Origin of the sequence: Neolewinella lacunae, assembly GCF_014349155.1 — a bacterium.
Classification (GTDB): domain Bacteria; phylum Bacteroidota; class Bacteroidia; order Chitinophagales; family Saprospiraceae; genus Neolewinella; species Neolewinella lacunae.
Genome location: NZ_JACSIT010000030.1, coordinates 1 through 15,846 on the forward strand (window position 1 = coordinate 1; position 15,846 = coordinate 15,846).

Below are 15,846 nucleotides of genomic sequence, written 5' to 3' on the forward strand. Positions count from 1 at the left end.
CCTCCGACTGTGCGGCGCGGATCGCGCGCTCGTCGCAAGGCTACGCCTTGCGATAGAGTAATAACTAACCCAGACACACTTAATTGAACTATCCCGACAGGCCTCCCAAGTAAGTCCGCCTCATTCCCACCACGCCAGACCCCGCTAGGGGTCCAACCTTAATAACCCCGGATGGAGAATGCGAAGCATTCGTAATCCGGGGCACTCCCGAGAGTAGTCAACCACGAACTACTGAACTATGAACTACCAACTACTGAACTACTGAACTACTGAACTACTGAACTAATAAACCCCTCCCCCCGAGAACTTAGTAGCTTTAGTTTGTTATTTCCCCAAATAAGCGGCAAATTTGCCCGCCCAACCCAGGGGCACGTACCAGTGTACGCGTCTTCATCATTCAAGCAACCACCGCGGCACGCAGCGTCTTGCCGCCCACCAAAGAAAAAATTATGGCCGAGGTAATTCGCATGCCGCGCATGAGCGACACGATGGAAGAGGGAAACATTGTTGATTGGCTGGTAGCCGAAGGCGACAGCGTTGAACCCGGCCAGACCCTCGCCGAAGTGGAAACCGACAAGGCGACCATGGAGCTCGACTCCTACTTCGAGGGCGTTTTGCTCCACATTGCCGTTAAGCAAGGTACCGTGCCCATCGACGGCGTCATTGCCGTAATCGGCGAAAAAGGCGAAGACTGGAAAGCCGCCCTCGCCGCCGCCGAAGGAGGCAGCCCCGCCCCGGCCAAGGAAGAAGCCCCCGCCAAAAAAGAAGAGGCTCCCGCCAAAGCTGAAGCTCCCGCCCCAGAAGCGGCGCCCGCCAAAAGCGAAGCCAAGGCCGAAGCTCCCGCCAAGGCCGAAGCTCCCGCCGACGACAGCCGCGTAAAAGCCAGTCCCCTCGCCAAAAAAATGGCCGAAGACGCTGGTCTCGACCTGAGCACCGTCACCGGCAGCGGACCCAACGGACGCATCGTCAAAGAAGACGTTGAGAAGGCCAAGTCTTCCCCTGCGGCGTCCCCCGCTCCTCAAACGACTTCCCCTGCACCTGCGGCAGCGCCCACTGCTGCACCGGCCAGCGAAAAAACTGCCGTTCCTGCCGTACCCGCCTTCGCCTTCAACGCCGGAGGGGACAACTTTACGGAAACGCCGGTCAGCCAAATGCGCAAGGCCGTTTCCCGCCTGGTCAGCAATAGCAAATTCACTGCGCCCCACTTCTACGTGACCGTGGAAATTGCGATGGATAAGGCCTGGGAATTCCGCACCCGCATCAACGAAGTAGCGCCCGTCAAGATCAGCTTCAACGACCTGGTCATCAAGGCCTGTGCCGTCAACCTGCTCAAGCACCCGGTCATCAACTCCAGCTGGCAGGGCGAAACCATCCGCGAAAACAAAGACGTCCACATCTCGGTGGCCGTAGCCATCCCCGATGGCCTGATGATGCCGGTGGTGCGCTACGCCAATATGAAGTCGCTCAGCCAGGTGAACACGGAAGTGAAAGAACTCGTGGACCTGGCCAAGGCCCGCAAACTCGGCAACGAGCAAATGACCGGCAGCACCTTTTCCATCTCCAACCTGGGGATGTTCGGCGTGGAAGAGTTCACCGCCATCCTCAACCCACCCAACGCTTGTATCCTGGCCGTGGGAGGCATCAACGATAAGGCGGTAGTGAGAGACGGACAGGTGGTCCCCGGCAAAGTGATGAAAGTAACCATCAGCTGCGATCACCGGGTAGTAGACGGGGCTTCGGCCGCGGCCTTCCTCAACGACGTCAAGGCCAGCCTCGAAAATCCCCTTCGCTTGATGGTGTGAAGTTGAACCGCCCTAGTAGTGCTCAATTTAGCCCGTTTAGGGCTATCATGTAAGTGTAAACTGCTGCAAAAACATCAGTAAACACTTATCATTCTTATTGCTAGAAAAGAATGGTGCTTGGGTCACCCCTCTCCTGCGGAGAGGGGACGGGGGAGAGGTAAAATGGGGACGGTGCCTCCGCCGCTGCCTTCCTCAACGACGTCAAGGCCAGCCTCGAAAATCCCCTGCGCTTGATGGTGTAAAAAAGGCTTTTGGCAAAATTGTCTTGCCAGCGCGGGTGCAGTACCTATATTGTCGGCCAAAATCGACAACATGCAAAAGTACTGCCTCACCCTCCTCGCCTTTTACTGCTGCACGGCCCTCGCCGCCCAGATCACTGACCCCAAGGCCACCGAATTCTACGAGCCCGTACCGCCCAAGGTGACGGCCGGCGAATCCGTCAACACGCCCCCCAGCGACGCCATCATCCTGCTCGGCAAAGGCGCCGACGCCAGCGAATGGGTCAGCGTCAACTCCGGCGGCCCGGTGGAATGGACCACCGAAGGCGATGCGCTCGTGGTAAAACCCGGTACTGGCAACATCAAGACGCGACGGACTTTTGGCGACGTGCAGCTCCACATAGAATGGCGCAGCCCCCAGGAACCCGATAAGACCGGGCAGGGCCGCGGCAACTCCGGTGTCTTCCTGCAACGCCGCTACGAAGTCCAGGTGCTGGAAAGCAACGGCAGCGAGACCTACACCAACGGCCAGGCCGCTTCCCTCTACAAGCAGTCTCCCCCGCTGGTCAACGTTACCCGCAAGATGGGCGACTGGAACAGCTACGACATCATCTACACCGCCCCCCGCTTTGATGCCAACGGCATGCTCGTGGCACCGGCCCACGTGACGGTACTGCACAACGGCGTGCTCGTCCAGAACCACTTCACGCTCCGCGGACCCACCGAGTACATCGGCCTGCCCCACTACAAGGCGCACGGCGACGACAGCATCGAACTGCAAGACCACTCCAACCTGGTGGCCTTCCGCAACATCTGGATCCGGGAACTCTAAAGCGTAATTGGGGCGCGGCCGCAGGTGCAGGGAAGGGTGTCCCCTCCAACCCCCCGAAGGGGGGAGCAGCGATGGACGTCTTTACCACGCATCACCATTTACACGCCATTTTACGACATGACCGCTAAGCGCATCGGCCTGATCCTGGGGCCTCTTCTTTTTACGTTGGTGATGGTATTCTTCCACCCGGAGGGGCTGCCGTCGGCAGGCACGGCCGTCTTGGCGGGCACGGCGTGGATGGCAACGTGGTGGATCACCGAGGCCATCCCGATTGCCGTCACTTCCATGCTGCCGATGGTGTTGTTTCCGCTGACGGGCGTGTTGCCCATCGGGGAGACGACAGCGGCCTTTGGGCATTACCTGGTATTTCTGTTCCTCGGCGGCTTTATGCTGGCGATGGCCTTCGAGCGCTGGAACCTGCACCGCCGCATTGCGCTGGCTACGATCAACTTCATCGGCTCTAACCCGCGGATGATCGTCTTGGGGGCCATGCTGGCAACGGCCTTGTTGTCGATGTGGATCTCCAACACGGCCACGGCGGTGATGATGCTTCCCATCGCGATGGCCATTGCCCGGCAGCTCCAGGACGACCCCGACACGGACGTCGACGAGAACGCCGCCTTTGGCAAAGCCCTGATGCTGGCCATTGCCTACTCCGCCTCCATCGGGGGGATGGCCAGCCTGATCGGCACGCCCGTAAACATGGTTTTTGTCGGGCAGCTGGAGACGGTCTACGGCGTAGAAATTGGCTTCATGGAGTGGTTCCGGATCGGCTTTCCGGTGTCCGTGGTGTTGCTGTTCATCTGCTGGTGGTACCTCACTTTCGTGGCCTTCCAGCTGGGCTCGTCCAATTTCTCTGGTGGCCGGGAAGAAATTCGTCGGCTGCAAAAGCTGCAGGGGCCGATGACGCGCGAAGAGTGGAAAATCCTGCTCCTGTTTTCGGCAACGGCACTGGCGTGGATTACGCGGAAGTCCTTGCTCGATCCCCTCATCCCCGGCATTTCGGATACGGTGATTGCGATGCTGGGGGCAACGCTGTTGTTCCTCATTCCCGGTCGGGAGCGCGGGGAGGCCTTGCTGAATTGGTCGGAGGCGGTGAAACTGCCCTGGGGCGTGGTCCTACTCCTGGGCGGAGGATTTGCCCTGGCGGAGGGTTTCTCGGCCAGCGGCCTGGCGGATTACATTGCGGGAAACCTCAGCATCCCCGAAGGCGTGGGCTTGCTGGTCGTGATCCTCGTAGTAGTGGCCGCCGTGAATTTCCTGACGGAGGTGACCAGCAACGTCGCCACCACTTCGATGCTGATGCCGGTGCTGGCGGCGGCGGCCATCCCACTCGGCGTTCATCCGTACGCGCTGATGGTGCCGGCTACGCTGGCCGCCACTTGTGCCTTCATGCTCCCCGTAGCCACCCCGCCCAACGCCGTGGTTTTCGGCTCCGGCTACTTGAGCATCCCCGATATGGTGCGGGCCGGCTTTCGGATGAACGTCATCTCCATCATCATCGTGACGCTGGCGTCCTACTTTCTGTTGCCGCTGGTGTGGGGTTTTCGGTTGGGGGTTTTGCCGGAGTGGGTTGGGGGTTAATGCGTGAATGAGCGAATGAGTGAATGAGCGAATGCGCTACCGCACTAGATAGGCGAGACAAAGTATGGGAGAAAAGGAGTAAAGGCGAAAAGGAGCTACCGCACTAGGCAGCAGCGTAGGTAATGCGTGAATCTGGGGCCACTTAGCTGCACCGTCTCGAAGAAGAGGCCGGACGCGCCTAGGTATGGCCTCTGCCCTTCTGGCATGCTCCAAGAATTGGGTCAAACGCCGCCGAACCCGTATCCGTTCAAAAAGTGGTGGGTCGGGTCTGTGAAATACTGTAATTACAGTGTGTTCATTAGACCCATTGCTCTTTACCGCATACTTTTTCCTATTCTAGGTGTTGATTATCAGCTAGTTGTGAATCCCTCTCCCTCGCTTATTTCTGGGGCCCCTACCCCATAAAACGCATCCAAAGGAGAGGGATGACCTGTGAGTCGTGGCACTACTATCTTAAAGATTTGATTTCCAGCAGCTTGTGTTCTTTTCATTGTTCGTAGGAGTAGTATCTTCTCTTTCGCTCTGGGTACTATAAGTATTGCCCTCAAACAAGAAAAAGATCAGCGAGGGTCATCCCTCTCCGTTGGAGAGGGACCGAGGGAGAGGGCAAATCCGGTGAGCCCACCACTTTTGAACGGATACTCGAAACCCGTGTAAAGTTTTGATAATAAACACATTATCTCTGAACGGGGATTAAGAACCCCATAAAGGCCCGTGCGGCAGCTCCTTTATCCTTTCAACTTTACTCTTTTACCCTGTCTCGCCTATCCCTCGCGGTAGCTAATTCACTCATTCGCTCATTCACGCATTCACTCATTGGCAATTCACGCATTCACTCACTGTAGCAGGTACACCGTAGTAAAAGTAGTCTCCTCCCCCCCAAACTCACTCGTACTGGTGCTGATGGACGCCTTCAGGCTGTGCTCATCGTAGAGCAGGTAGCCATCCAGATCGAGGATGACGGGGACGCAGCTGACGGATTTCAGGTTGCGGAAGTTGGTGTCGCCGAACGTAAAACTGGGCACGCGGGCCACGTAATCGCCAGTAAACTTTTCGTCGCCGTTGTAAAAAACGCAATCGCGGTACTGGAGGGAGGCCACTGGCGGTGCCATGAAGCGCAGGCTATCGGAGCCGTAGAAGAAAAACAGGGAGCTGCTGGCCCGTTCTTCGGGGCTGATGAGGAGGTTGCCCGGCTTGCGGTCGGCCGTGAACACCAGGCTATCGGTACGGCTGGAATAGGACTCGGTAAATTCAATCTCCGTCTCCGTCACCCCCGTAATGGTCAGGGTCAGGGTACTCGGCGCTTCGGGCAGGGCTTCTCCGCAGGCGTAGGAGAACATCTCGAAGGTATTGAACTGCCCCACCTCGGGTGCCTGGAAGTTGACCCGCTCGGGGTTGAGCGCGGGTTCTGGCTGGAGGTTCTCTTTTTCGCAGGCTACGAAGCCAAGGAGCGCGAAGAGAAGAAGGGAGAAAGCAGGAATTTTCATGGTTTGGTGGCTTGTTTCCTGGCAAGACGTTGCCGCTGCCTGCCACCGTTGGTGGATTCCCGGCTTTTGTTGGACCAGGGATAGTTTAGTAGTTCTGTAGTTCTGTAGTTCTGTAGACACACTAAATGGAACTATTCCCAGGGGGGAGCCTTTATCTCGCCTGTAACGTGCGGCAGCTCATTCTTTCCTTCAATTATTCAATTATTGATCCCTTCACCCCAGCAAGACCCCACCCGTCGATAGAAGCCCCATCTTCGTAGAACATACTTTTGCCGTACCTTGGGGACGTTGTTTATTTGTGTGTATTAATCAACATCCCCTCCAACGATGCCAAGAACAAAATTGACCGGATTCAGCCGCCTGCTCTTATTTCTCATCTTTTTCGTCCCCCTGGCCTATTTCGGCGCCAGCTACTACAACGGCGAAGACCCCATTGCCAACATCAAGGGCTACCTGGGGATGGACCAGGGCAGCCAGGGTTCCAGCCAGACCTACGAACCCGGCCGCGACAACCAACCCGTGACCGAGGCCCCTGCCACTTTCGAGAACGTGCAGAATATGCGCGACGAAATTGCCCGCCTCAAACGCGAGCTGGCCGTGGCCGAAGAAAAGCTCTCCCGCTGCCAGACCAGTGGGATAGACTAATGTATTACACCCCGACGCACACCCATCCACCGTAAGCAACGCAAAACCTGAGTCTGCCCGATGCTTCGCCAGATCCACGAATTTTTCTACACCCTGCTGGCCTTTCCCCGTGCCTGGAGTTTCATGCGGACTTACCGCCTCTGGGAAGGTCTCCGGCAGTACGGCTGGGTGGCCAGGTTTTTGGTCGTGGTTGGTGTGCTCATCGTTCTTTATCTGGTAGATGGCGTGAGTGAATGGTTCGACCGCCACCAGGATGCGACCTTCAGCGCCATGATCATGGGTCAGGAGAGCATCCTGCTGACCTGGATTACGGATGCTTACGACTCCCTTTCCGGCGGTGCCCTCAACTGGGTAACCCTGGTTTTATTGGAGGTGGTGATTTACCACTTTATGCGGCGGACTTTGCAGATCGTCCTGAAAAAGAACATCGAGAACGCCCACGCCTTCAAACCCTTCCTCGAGGCCCAGAAGCGAATGATTATTGTTTCTTTTTATGCGCTAATAGTACAAACGGCCGTGCTCAACGTAGCGGAAGCCATCCACGATGGTTTACTCTATTCCCTGTTTGCCGTCCTCTTTCAGGCGCTGCTGCTGGGTTACGTTATTGCCGACAACTACAATGAACAATTCGGGCTTACCATTAAGCAGAGTGCGCGCAACCTCCGCCTGCATTACCTGGGCATTTGCCTTGGCCTTGGGCTACCGCTCTTCCTGATGCTGAAGGTGCCGCTGCTGGGTACCGTTCTTGGTCCGTTGGTCACTTCCGTTACCGCCGCTATTGTCCTGCGGGAGAAAAGCGACCTCCACATCATTGGCTACCAGATGAGCGAGAAGGAACGCCAACAGGCAGCAAAAAAGGCGGCCAAAGAAGCGGCCAAAGAAGCCAAAAGACAAGCCCGCCAGGCGCGTCGCAAGGGCGGCGTGCGGCCAGCAGAGAAAATGGCCTAAGTTTACAACTCCGCCTCAAAAAGCGCCTTCTTCTTCCGGGAGGGCCCGGCATTGCCTATCTTTGCGGCCCTTACCAGCGCGCCAGATCGGTGCACAGGAGTAAACGGAAGCAGAACAGATGGGCAGGAAGGACCGCAAAATGATTTTTAAAACCCCGGAGGAAATCGAACGCAGCCGCGCCGCCTGCCTGCTGGTGACCAAGACTCTGGCCGAGGTGGGCAAACTCCTCAAGCCCGGAATGACCGGCAAGGAGATCGACGCCTTCGCCGAGACTTTCATCCGCGACCACGGTGCCATCCCCGGCTTCAAAGGCCTCTACGGCTGCCCATCCACCCTGCTGGTAAGCCAGAACGAGGAGGTCGTCCACGGCCTGCCCGACGAGAAGCAAGTCTTCAAAGACGGTGACATCCTGAGCATCGACTGCGGCACGGTAGTCGATGAGTTCTACGGCGATGCAGCCTACACCTTTTGTGTAGGCGACGTTACCGAGGAAGTTATGGACCTCTGCCGTCGCACCAAGCATTCCCTCTACCTCGGCATCGACGCGGCGCGGGAGGGCAACCGGGTAGGCGACATCAGCCACGCCGTGCAGCATTTCACCGAGCGGGAGTGTGGCTACGGGGTGGTCCGCGAGTTGGTCGGCCACGGCCTGGGGCGGAGCCTCCACGAAGCCCCCGACGTGCCCAACTTCGGCAAGCGCGGCCGCGGGCCCGTCCTCAAGGCTGGCCTCATCATCGCCATTGAGCCCATGATTACGCTGGGTCGCAAAGACGTTCACTCCCGCTCCGATGGCTGGACGATCGTTACCCGCGACGGCAAACCCGCCGCCCACTACGAGCATTCCGTAGCCATTACCGCCGGCGGAGCCCCGGCCGACCTGATGAGCGACCACCGTCCCATCGAGGAAGCCATCCGCAACAACCCTAACCTGAAAATCGTCACCAACCTCGACGAGGAACTCGTAGCGCGCTACCAGCCGACGTTGGCAGTTCAGTAGTTCATAGTTCATAGTTCAATAGTTCATAGTGAAGCTACTGAACTACCAGACTACTGAACTAAACACACCCTGGCCAAGCCAAAATCCCGTAACTTCGCCGCCTCAAAAGAGCCCATGGGAAAAGTCATCGCTATTGCCAACCAAAAGGGGGGCGTAGGAAAAACCACCACTGCCATCAATTTAGCCGCCAGCCTCGCCATCCTGGAGCGGAAGGTGCTTTTGGTCGATGCCGACCCCCAGGGCAACGCCAGCAGCGGCGTAGGCATCCCCAGCGACGAACTGGAAGCCACGATTTACGAGGTGCTGGTCAATGACCTCGACGTCAATGAAGTCATCTACGAAACCGAAACGCCCAACCTCCACCTCATCCCGGCGGGCATCAACCTGGTCGGCGCGGAGGTCGAGTTGATCAACCGTTTTCGGCGCGAAGACGTGATGAAAAACAACATCATCGCCAAGGTGCGCGACCAGTACGATTACATCCTGATCGACTGTCTCCCTTCCCTGGGCCTCATCACCGTTAACGCCCTGACGGCGGCCGATACCGTGCTGGTGCCGGTGCAGTGTGAGTTTTTTGCCCTGGAAGGTCTGACCAAACTCCAGGACACCATCCGCCTGGTGCAGGCCCAGCTCAACCCCAACCTCCGCATTGAGGGCATTCTGTTGAGTATGTACGACCAGCGCCTGCGCCTCGCCAACGTCGTGGTGGAAAAAGTGCGGGAGATGTTCGGGGATAAGGTATTTGACACCATCATCCACCGCAACGCCCGCATCAGCGAAGCCCCCAACATGCACCTGCCGATCATCATGATCAACGCCGGCAGCCGGGGTGCCACCAACTTCCTCAATCTCGCCGAAGAATTCCTGAAAAAGAACGAGTAGAGGCACTCAAGGGTGGTAATCGCGTGCCGGTCTGAACCCTTGCCCCTCCCCGTTCATTAGCGATCCTGGCGAGTGGCCGGTGCGGTGTATTACCGCCCGTACTTTGCTGCCCATCCAAGCGTACTGCCATGCCCAAAAAAGACCGCCTCAAAAAGACCGTAACGCCGCCCGAGCCGGAAACTGCCGGGAGCGGGTCTTCGCGTTTTCAGTTTTTCCTCTGGATCTGCTCCTTCTTCTTTTTTGCTGCCCTGGTGATGCGCCTCGACGTCATCACCGTCTGGCCGGGCGCCGAAGGGTATGCCCTCGACCTGGCGCTGAGCAACGAGCGCGGACAGTCCCTCTACGCCTTCGTTTCGGGTCTGCTTTTTGGTCCCGGACAAGCCATTGACGCACAAACGGAGGCCATCTGGCTTTTCCCCCGCCTGCTTTCGGCCCTGGCAGTCTTGCTGACGGGCTTTTTCACCTACCGCCTGGCGGGGCGTTTGTTTGGTCCCCAGGCAATTGGCTACGGACTCCTCTGCGCCGGTGCGTCCCTGTTCCTCCCCTTCTTCGGCAAGGTGGCTACGCCCGATGCCTTGGCCTTGCTGGGGCAGGTGGGCTTTTTTTGGTCCGTCCTCCTCGCTGGGGCCGACGCCGAGCGGAACTACCTCATCCAGGCCGGCCTGTTCTTGTTCGTGGCAGCGGTAGCGGCTCCGCTTTCCACCCTGGCCTTTGGGCTGGGCACCATCGTGGCGGGAAGAATGTTGCTGGGAGGGGGGAAACAGTGGATGAACCTGCTGTTCTTGCTGGCGATCCCGGTACTCATCCTCATCTTGCAGGGCAACCAGGGCGTGCGTAGTTACTGGTTCTGGGGCGGGCAGCCCTTGGCTTACGGGCGATGGCTGGGCTACTGCCTGCTGGGGATGTTGCCGCTGACGGGTTGGCTACTGGGCGGCTTGCGCGACCTGGTCTATAAGCTGCAGCGGGAAGAACTGGCGGCCCGGCTGATGGCCGCTGGCCTGCTCCTTGGCTTTGCTACGCAGTCGCTGCTCTTCCCCCTGCTCTTGGCCCTGCTGGCGGGTAAACAACTGCAACTTTACTTCCGCGAAGCCAACTACCCCTGGCGCGACTGGGTGCGGGGCGGCGCGGTGGTCCACGTAGCCCTCGCTTCGCTGGGTGCTTTCATGGCGCTGGCGGGTATCGGCATTGCCTTTCCCGGCGCGGGCTACCGGGCGGCCCTGGGGATGGTGGCCGCCTACTGGATTTTTTCCCTGCTGGGCGTGATCGGTCTATTTGGGGAACGGCGCGACTTCGCCATCGGCGGCAGTGTCCTGGCCGGGCTGCTGGGCGTGCTGTTTTTTTGGGTACAGGTCTACCCCTACTTTGAGGCAGAGCGCGGCTGGGCGGCCCGGCTGGCGGAGCAAGTGGAAGTGCCCCTGCCGACTTACGTGCCAGCGGATCCGATGTTTTCCGTGGCCCTACCCTACTTCCGGCGGGCGGGCATTCCCACCGTCCAGGATACTGCGGCGGCCGACCTCCGGCTGGTCAGTCGCTCTCCAACCGATTCGCTGCTGCGCGCACCCATTGAGGTGCCGGGTCGGATTTTGCTGGAGCGGCGGTTGTTCGGGGTAATAAAGGAGTAAAGGAGTAAAGGAGTAAAGGATAAAAGGAGCTACCGCACGGGATAGGCCAGATTGACGTTTGTTGCGTTGGTCCTTGGGTACCCCGCTACCACGGCAGGGACTGTTCGAGACTGTTCATCTAAGTGTGTCTACATTCATTCGCTCATTCGCTCATTAGCTAAGCTGCTGCCTACGGCGGTCACGCATTACCGCGCCAAAACCCCCACCAATTTCTCCTCCGCCGTATCGCCGTTGGGGTTAAACAGTTCTACGAACAGAACGTAGACGCCGGCGCGGGCCAGGAGCTGGTCTTCGTCCGTTCCATCCCAGCGGAGGGTGCCTTCGGAGCCCAGGAGTTCGACGCGGCGGAGGGTTTTGACCAGGCGGCCCTGGGCGTCAAAAATCCGCACACGGGCCAGGTAACCCGCACCGGCGGTAGCGTACTGCAATTCTAAAAAATCTTCGTTGCCGTCGCCGTCTGGACTAAAGGTGGTGCTGAGGAGAGAAAAGACATTTTCCGTTGTTTCCGGGAGGGCATCGCGGGCCTGGGAGTTGGGGCGGGTGGGCGTCCCGAAGTCTTCCCGGGCGGCGGCGGAAGCCCAGTTGGCATCGTCTTGGGTGGCCGACTTCTGCCGGAGGCGTTCCAGGCTCACGCCGTCGTCGGTGTCCAGGAGCGGGGAGTGGAGGTCGTCGGTATAATCAAAGGCATCGAGGACGGTACCGCCCGCAACGACGCTGATGTTGCCCTCGTCATCCGGCAGGGAGGGCAGGGTTTGGTCGACGAGCAGGTCGGGGTTAACGGAGCGAAAACGATTTTGTACGTCTTCCGGATCTTCCGTCAAGACCAAATACTCGCCGGGAAGGAAAAGGCGGGTGGCCGTCACCGTGCGGCTGGCGGTGGAGGAGGTGGACTGGTCATTGCGCAGTACCCAACCTTCAATTTGGAACACTTTGTCGGAGCAATTGTAGAGTTCCACGAAGTCGCTGCCGCCCGAAGCGGGGTTGAACAAAATCTCGTTGATCACCACTTCGCCCGGGGCGGGCAGCTGGGCAATGCCTAAGACCCGCGTTACGGCTGTGCCCAAGTTGCCCGCGCAGTCGCTCACGCCAGGAATGGTCAGGGTGTACACAACGCCCTCAACCAGTTCTTCGGCGAATCCCAGGCGGTAAGTCAGTCCGCCGTCGGGCGAAGTGACCGAAGTGATGGTGGGTCCGTTGGCCAGGGCAAAAGCCGGGGTTTCCGGCACGGGTTCGCTGAAGCCGATGGTGATGCCGTCGGGGTCGATATCGGCCAACACCACCAAGGGTGCCTCCGTATCGGCTGGCTGGCCGAGGACGCTGTTGGCGCGGCCGGGAGTGCCTCCCGTGGGGTCTAGGCTGGCCCGCCAACGGCCACTGCATCCTGCGTCCGCGCCCGTCAAAGCCGTGTACTCGATGCTGTAGCCGCCGTCGTCGCGGTCCGCATCATTGTACCAACCGATCGTGTAATTGATTTCCTGGATGATGGTGCCGCTCGCGTCGCTGAGGGTGATGACGTCGCCAGAATTCGTCAGACTTGGCAGGCTGATGCTGCGGGCGGGGATGCCGAGGGCGGCGAAATCGGCGGCGGTGGCGGAACCGATCAGCAGCTGGTAAGCGCCGGGGGCGAGGGTGTCGGGGAAGCCGTAGACCACCGGCGTGCCGCCGCTGGCAATGCGCAGGGGCGCGAGCACGACGGGCAGGTCCGATGGGTTGTAAATCTCCAGGTATTCTCCGTCGGGCAAGCCCAGCGGGGGCGTGGGATCGGCCATGAATTCGGTGATGATGAGGTTGCCGGGGCTGGGCAGCGAGACCGGGTTGTAGCAGAGGCTGGCGCGTAGGTTGGTGGCCACGTTACCCTCCAGGTCGCTCGCTTCGGCTACGGTAATTTCAAAGGATTCCCGCAGGGGCAAATCCCCCGAAAGGCGCAGGACGGCGCGGCGTTGTTCGAGTTCTTGCGTCACTTCCAGCACCGTGATGGCGGGCAGGGAAAGTAGGTAATTGGCGGGGTTGCTAATGGCTGCGCTGGCCACCGACTCACTGAAATCCAGGGTAATTTCGCGGGCCGCGGTGGCGCGGGCGGAGGTCAGCGTCGGGGCTGTGGTGTCGTCGGGAAGGCCGGAGGAATAAAAATTGAGGTCGTCAAAACTGAATTTATCGAAGCGCGTGGAAGTGTAGGTGCAGGTGAGTTCCAGGCGATCGGGAGTGATAAAATTCGGCTCCGTGAGTTGGCCAACTGGTGCAAATTCCCGCCCTCCGGTGAAGTCGGCGTCCAAAGACCAAATGCCCAGGATGCGTTGGAGGCGAAAACGGACGATGGCGGGCTCCGTACCCAGCGTGCCGGGGGCGCTGGCGAACTCGCCTAAAAAAACGTCGCCACCCTCCACAAAGGAAACGTTGAGCGCGTCTTGGTCGCCGGAAATGCCGCCGAAGCGCAGGAAAACGCCGGTGGGGAAATCAGCGGGGCCATCCAGCAGTGCAATCTCGGCAAAATTGCTGGCCGAGGGCGCAAATTTCATATCGACCAAAAATTCGTAGCGCAGGGTGTCGGCAGCAGGTTCGGCGGGCAGGTTTATGACCAGTTTGGCCGGGCTTTGGCGAGACTGGTCGAGGAGGCGCAGGCGGCCATCCAGGACGACAAATTTGGCGAGATCGCCCGTCCATTCGGGGTTCAGCAGGTCGCCGTCCTCGAAGTCATCCACGACCGTTTGGGCGCTGACGCAGGTGCAGAGCAAGGACAAAAGCAGGGTGAGCACGGCAGTCTTCATAGGCGCTAAGGTAAAGCAATTTGGTGGCCAGAGCCTCAGTCGCTACCTGAAATCTTTGCTGCTGAGATGGGCACAGCCCTTACTTTTTGCTGGCTTTGGCCAGTGGGTTGAACACCAGGCATTGGTCCAGCCAGTACCCTAAACTGTCATCATCCACAAAACCCGCCGGGGTGACGAACACGTAGCCTTTCATCGGCCTGCCCGTAAAATCCATCGGCAAGCAGACGTCCATAGCGAGGGCTTGAGGATATGCGACTTCCCCTACGCGGGCCATCAAGAGGTGGTCTCCGTAGCGTTTATCCAAATGAATACCGCAGAGCATCTTACCATCTACTTGGAAAATTCGGCCGCCCATCATGTCTTTTTCCGTGAAATCGACATTCTTCAGCGTCAGCAAATTGCCGATGCGGCTTGCCAAAAGGTGATCGTAGGCCATTCGGTACAGGAGTGTTTCGGGGAACTAAGGTAAAGTGTTAGGGGGTTTTCCTGGAGATTATTTCACCAGTGACTTTACCTTTATTCACCCCCCGCCATCCACCCCCTTGCCAGTGCAAACACCGCCTCCCGATCAATTCCCTCCCCCAGGCCCGGGGCCGACTGCGCCCCCGCGCTTTTGCTCAATTTCTCGCCATCGCCCGCCAGCAGGAGCGGGTGGTGCAAGAAGGTGATGCGCTCCACCAGGGGCGCGTAGCCCAAAAGATCGGATAAAATGGCCTGGGCGGCGGTGCTCGGCAGCAAATCCTGGCCCCGGCCGACGTGCGTGACGCCAAACAACACATCATCCACCGTACAGGCCAGTTGGTAGCTCGGCGTCCCGTCTTTTTTGCGGATTACAAAGTCGGGCACTTCCTCGTGCACCGCCACCCGGAAGCCCGCCGGATCGACCAGATCGGGCAGGTAAATCCCCGCGCTGAAAGCATCCGTAGCCACGCGCCAACTCACGTCTGCCGCATCCAGGTCAATGCCCGCCGTGGGGCAGCCGTAGCGGTGTTGCCCGCCGGCCAGGTCGCTCCGCGAACAGGGACAGGCAAAAACGGCGGGATGGCCCCGCAAGTGCTCCAAGGCGTCCAGATATTGGGGCATCCGTAGTTCCTGCCGCCAGTGGGCGTGGAAGTCGGCCGGGTCTTCCGGTCCCTGGGTTGGCCGCAGCCCCAGCCAGTCGAGGAGCCGAAAAACATCGGCCAGGTATTCCGGGCGGAAGCGGGCCCGGTCTAAATCGTCGATGCGGAGCAGCAGTTCTCCCTCTGCCCCCGCCAGCAGGGCGTTGAGGGCAAAGTTGGCCGCATTCCCCAGGTGGAGGTAGCCGGAAGGCGTTGGGGCGATGCGGGCAACTACGGGCACGGGAAAAGAGTTGAAAAGAGGGAGTCCCTCCGCTCAATAGCAGCTGTTTACCACTGCCCGGGCGATGAGTTCGTAGCCTTCGCGGCTGAAGTGGATGCCGTCTTTGCTGTATTCCAGGACTTTCTTCCCCGGCTTGGCGTGGAGGTCAACCAGACAGTAGCCCCGGCTGGCGGCCAGGCTGCGTACCTCGGCGGCGACGCCTTCCACGCAGGCCGTTGCGCCGCGAAACTGGGCCACCACGTCTTGGTCGTTCAAAGGTGGTGGGGTGAGCAAAACGATCCGGGGCTGGTCTTGGCCGCGTTCACTGAAAAAGGCCAGGGTGCGGTCTACTACCTCCGTCAGGTTGGTGGCGATTTCGGTGTGGCGGTCGGCGAATTCTACCTTGCAGTCGTTGGTGCCCAGGGCGATGAGGACCTCATCGATGGAACCCATTTCGGCGTAGCCCTTGCGCAGGTAGCTGGTCAGGTTTTCCAGGGTGTTGGTGCTCAGTCCTCCCGCTTCGTAGGTAAAGCCCAGGGTATTGCCGCTCAGGGAGGTATTGACCATAGGGCCGCCCGCGCGTAGCTTTTGGAGTTCGTACACCCAGCCCTGGCCCGCTCCGTTGCTATCGCCAATGACCAGCAGATTGCGCTTTTTGAGGGGTGTGGTGCAGGAAACGAGGGCAAGAGAAAGACAACAAATCAACAGTCGGAGCATGGGTACGAAGGTTTTCACAATTGGGGC

The 15,846-nt window shown here is 59.2% G+C and carries 13 protein-coding genes; 8 read left to right on the forward strand and 5 right to left on the reverse strand.

Annotated features, from left to right (window positions below):
• Positions 1-449 precede the first annotated feature (449 nt).
• The 3 genes from H9S92_RS00275 to H9S92_RS00285 all read left to right on the forward strand — a co-directional run bounded on the left by H9S92_RS00275 (position 450) and on the right by H9S92_RS00285 (position 4,436).
• Positions 450-1,802 carry a dihydrolipoamide acetyltransferase family protein gene (locus H9S92_RS00275; RefSeq protein WP_187464729.1) on the forward strand — a complete coding sequence of 451 codons (1,353 nt, stop codon included), beginning with the start codon at positions 450-452 and terminating at the stop codon, positions 1,800-1,802.
• Positions 1,803-2,114: 312 nt separating this feature from the next.
• Entirely contained in the window at positions 2,115-2,852 is a 738-nt protein-coding gene (locus H9S92_RS00280) for a 3-keto-disaccharide hydrolase (RefSeq protein ID WP_187464730.1), read from the forward strand.
• A gap of 117 nt (positions 2,853-2,969) precedes the next feature.
• The gene (locus H9S92_RS00285) at positions 2,970-4,436 is read left to right on the forward strand and encodes an SLC13 family permease (protein WP_187464731.1); all 1,467 of its coding nucleotides are present in this window, start codon (positions 2,970-2,972) and stop codon (positions 4,434-4,436) included.
• 836 nt (positions 4,437-5,272) lie between these two features.
• Here H9S92_RS00285 and H9S92_RS00290 read toward each other — a convergent pair.
• Positions 5,273-5,923 (reverse strand): hypothetical protein, encoded by a 651-nt coding sequence (locus tag H9S92_RS00290; protein WP_187464732.1) that lies wholly within the window; start codon positions 5,921-5,923, stop codon positions 5,273-5,275.
• Positions 5,924-6,250: 327 nt separating this feature from the next.
• Here H9S92_RS00290 and H9S92_RS00295 point away from each other — a divergent pair, with 327 nt between their 5' ends.
• The 5 genes from H9S92_RS00295 to H9S92_RS00315 all read left to right on the forward strand — a co-directional run bounded on the left by H9S92_RS00295 (position 6,251) and on the right by H9S92_RS00315 (position 11,017).
• On the forward strand, positions 6,251-6,568 hold the full coding sequence (locus H9S92_RS00295; RefSeq protein WP_187464733.1) for a hypothetical protein: 318 nt from the start codon (positions 6,251-6,253) through the stop codon (positions 6,566-6,568).
• A 60-nt stretch (positions 6,569-6,628) separates the two neighbouring features.
• Entirely contained in the window at positions 6,629-7,516 is an 888-nt protein-coding gene (locus tag H9S92_RS00300; RefSeq protein ID WP_187464734.1) for a hypothetical protein, read from the forward strand.
• Between the two features lie 139 nt (positions 7,517-7,655).
• Positions 7,656-8,513, forward strand: coding sequence for a type I methionyl aminopeptidase (gene map / locus H9S92_RS00305; RefSeq protein ID WP_246463561.1), 858 nt, complete (start codon positions 7,656-7,658; stop codon positions 8,511-8,513).
• Positions 8,514-8,627: 114 nt separating this feature from the next.
• Positions 8,628-9,395: a ParA family protein gene (locus tag H9S92_RS00310; protein ID WP_187464736.1), complete on the forward strand. Its 768-nt coding sequence runs from the start codon at positions 8,628-8,630 to the stop codon at positions 9,393-9,395.
• Positions 9,396-9,523: 128 nt separating this feature from the next.
• Complete coding sequence (locus H9S92_RS00315) at positions 9,524-11,017, forward strand: ArnT family glycosyltransferase (protein ID WP_187464737.1); 1,494 nt, start codon at positions 9,524-9,526, stop codon at positions 11,015-11,017.
• 185 nt (positions 11,018-11,202) lie between these two features.
• On the opposite strand, the gene H9S92_RS00320 is transcribed toward H9S92_RS00315, so the two are convergent.
• From H9S92_RS00320 to H9S92_RS00335, 4 genes are all read right to left on the reverse strand, one after another.
• Positions 11,203-13,782: a lamin tail domain-containing protein gene (locus H9S92_RS00320; protein WP_187464738.1), complete on the reverse strand. Its 2,580-nt coding sequence runs from the start codon at positions 13,780-13,782 to the stop codon at positions 11,203-11,205.
• A gap of 79 nt (positions 13,783-13,861) precedes the next feature.
• Positions 13,862-14,218: a TfoX/Sxy family protein gene (locus H9S92_RS00325; RefSeq protein ID WP_187464739.1), complete on the reverse strand. Its 357-nt coding sequence runs from the start codon at positions 14,216-14,218 to the stop codon at positions 13,862-13,864.
• A gap of 80 nt (positions 14,219-14,298) precedes the next feature.
• Positions 14,299-15,123 (reverse strand): glutamate--tRNA ligase family protein, encoded by an 825-nt coding sequence (locus H9S92_RS22580; protein ID WP_187464740.1) that lies wholly within the window; start codon positions 15,121-15,123, stop codon positions 14,299-14,301.
• A gap of 33 nt (positions 15,124-15,156) precedes the next feature.
• Entirely contained in the window at positions 15,157-15,819 is a 663-nt protein-coding gene (locus H9S92_RS00335) for an SGNH/GDSL hydrolase family protein (RefSeq protein ID WP_187464741.1), read from the reverse strand.
• Positions 15,820-15,846 lie beyond the last annotated feature (27 nt).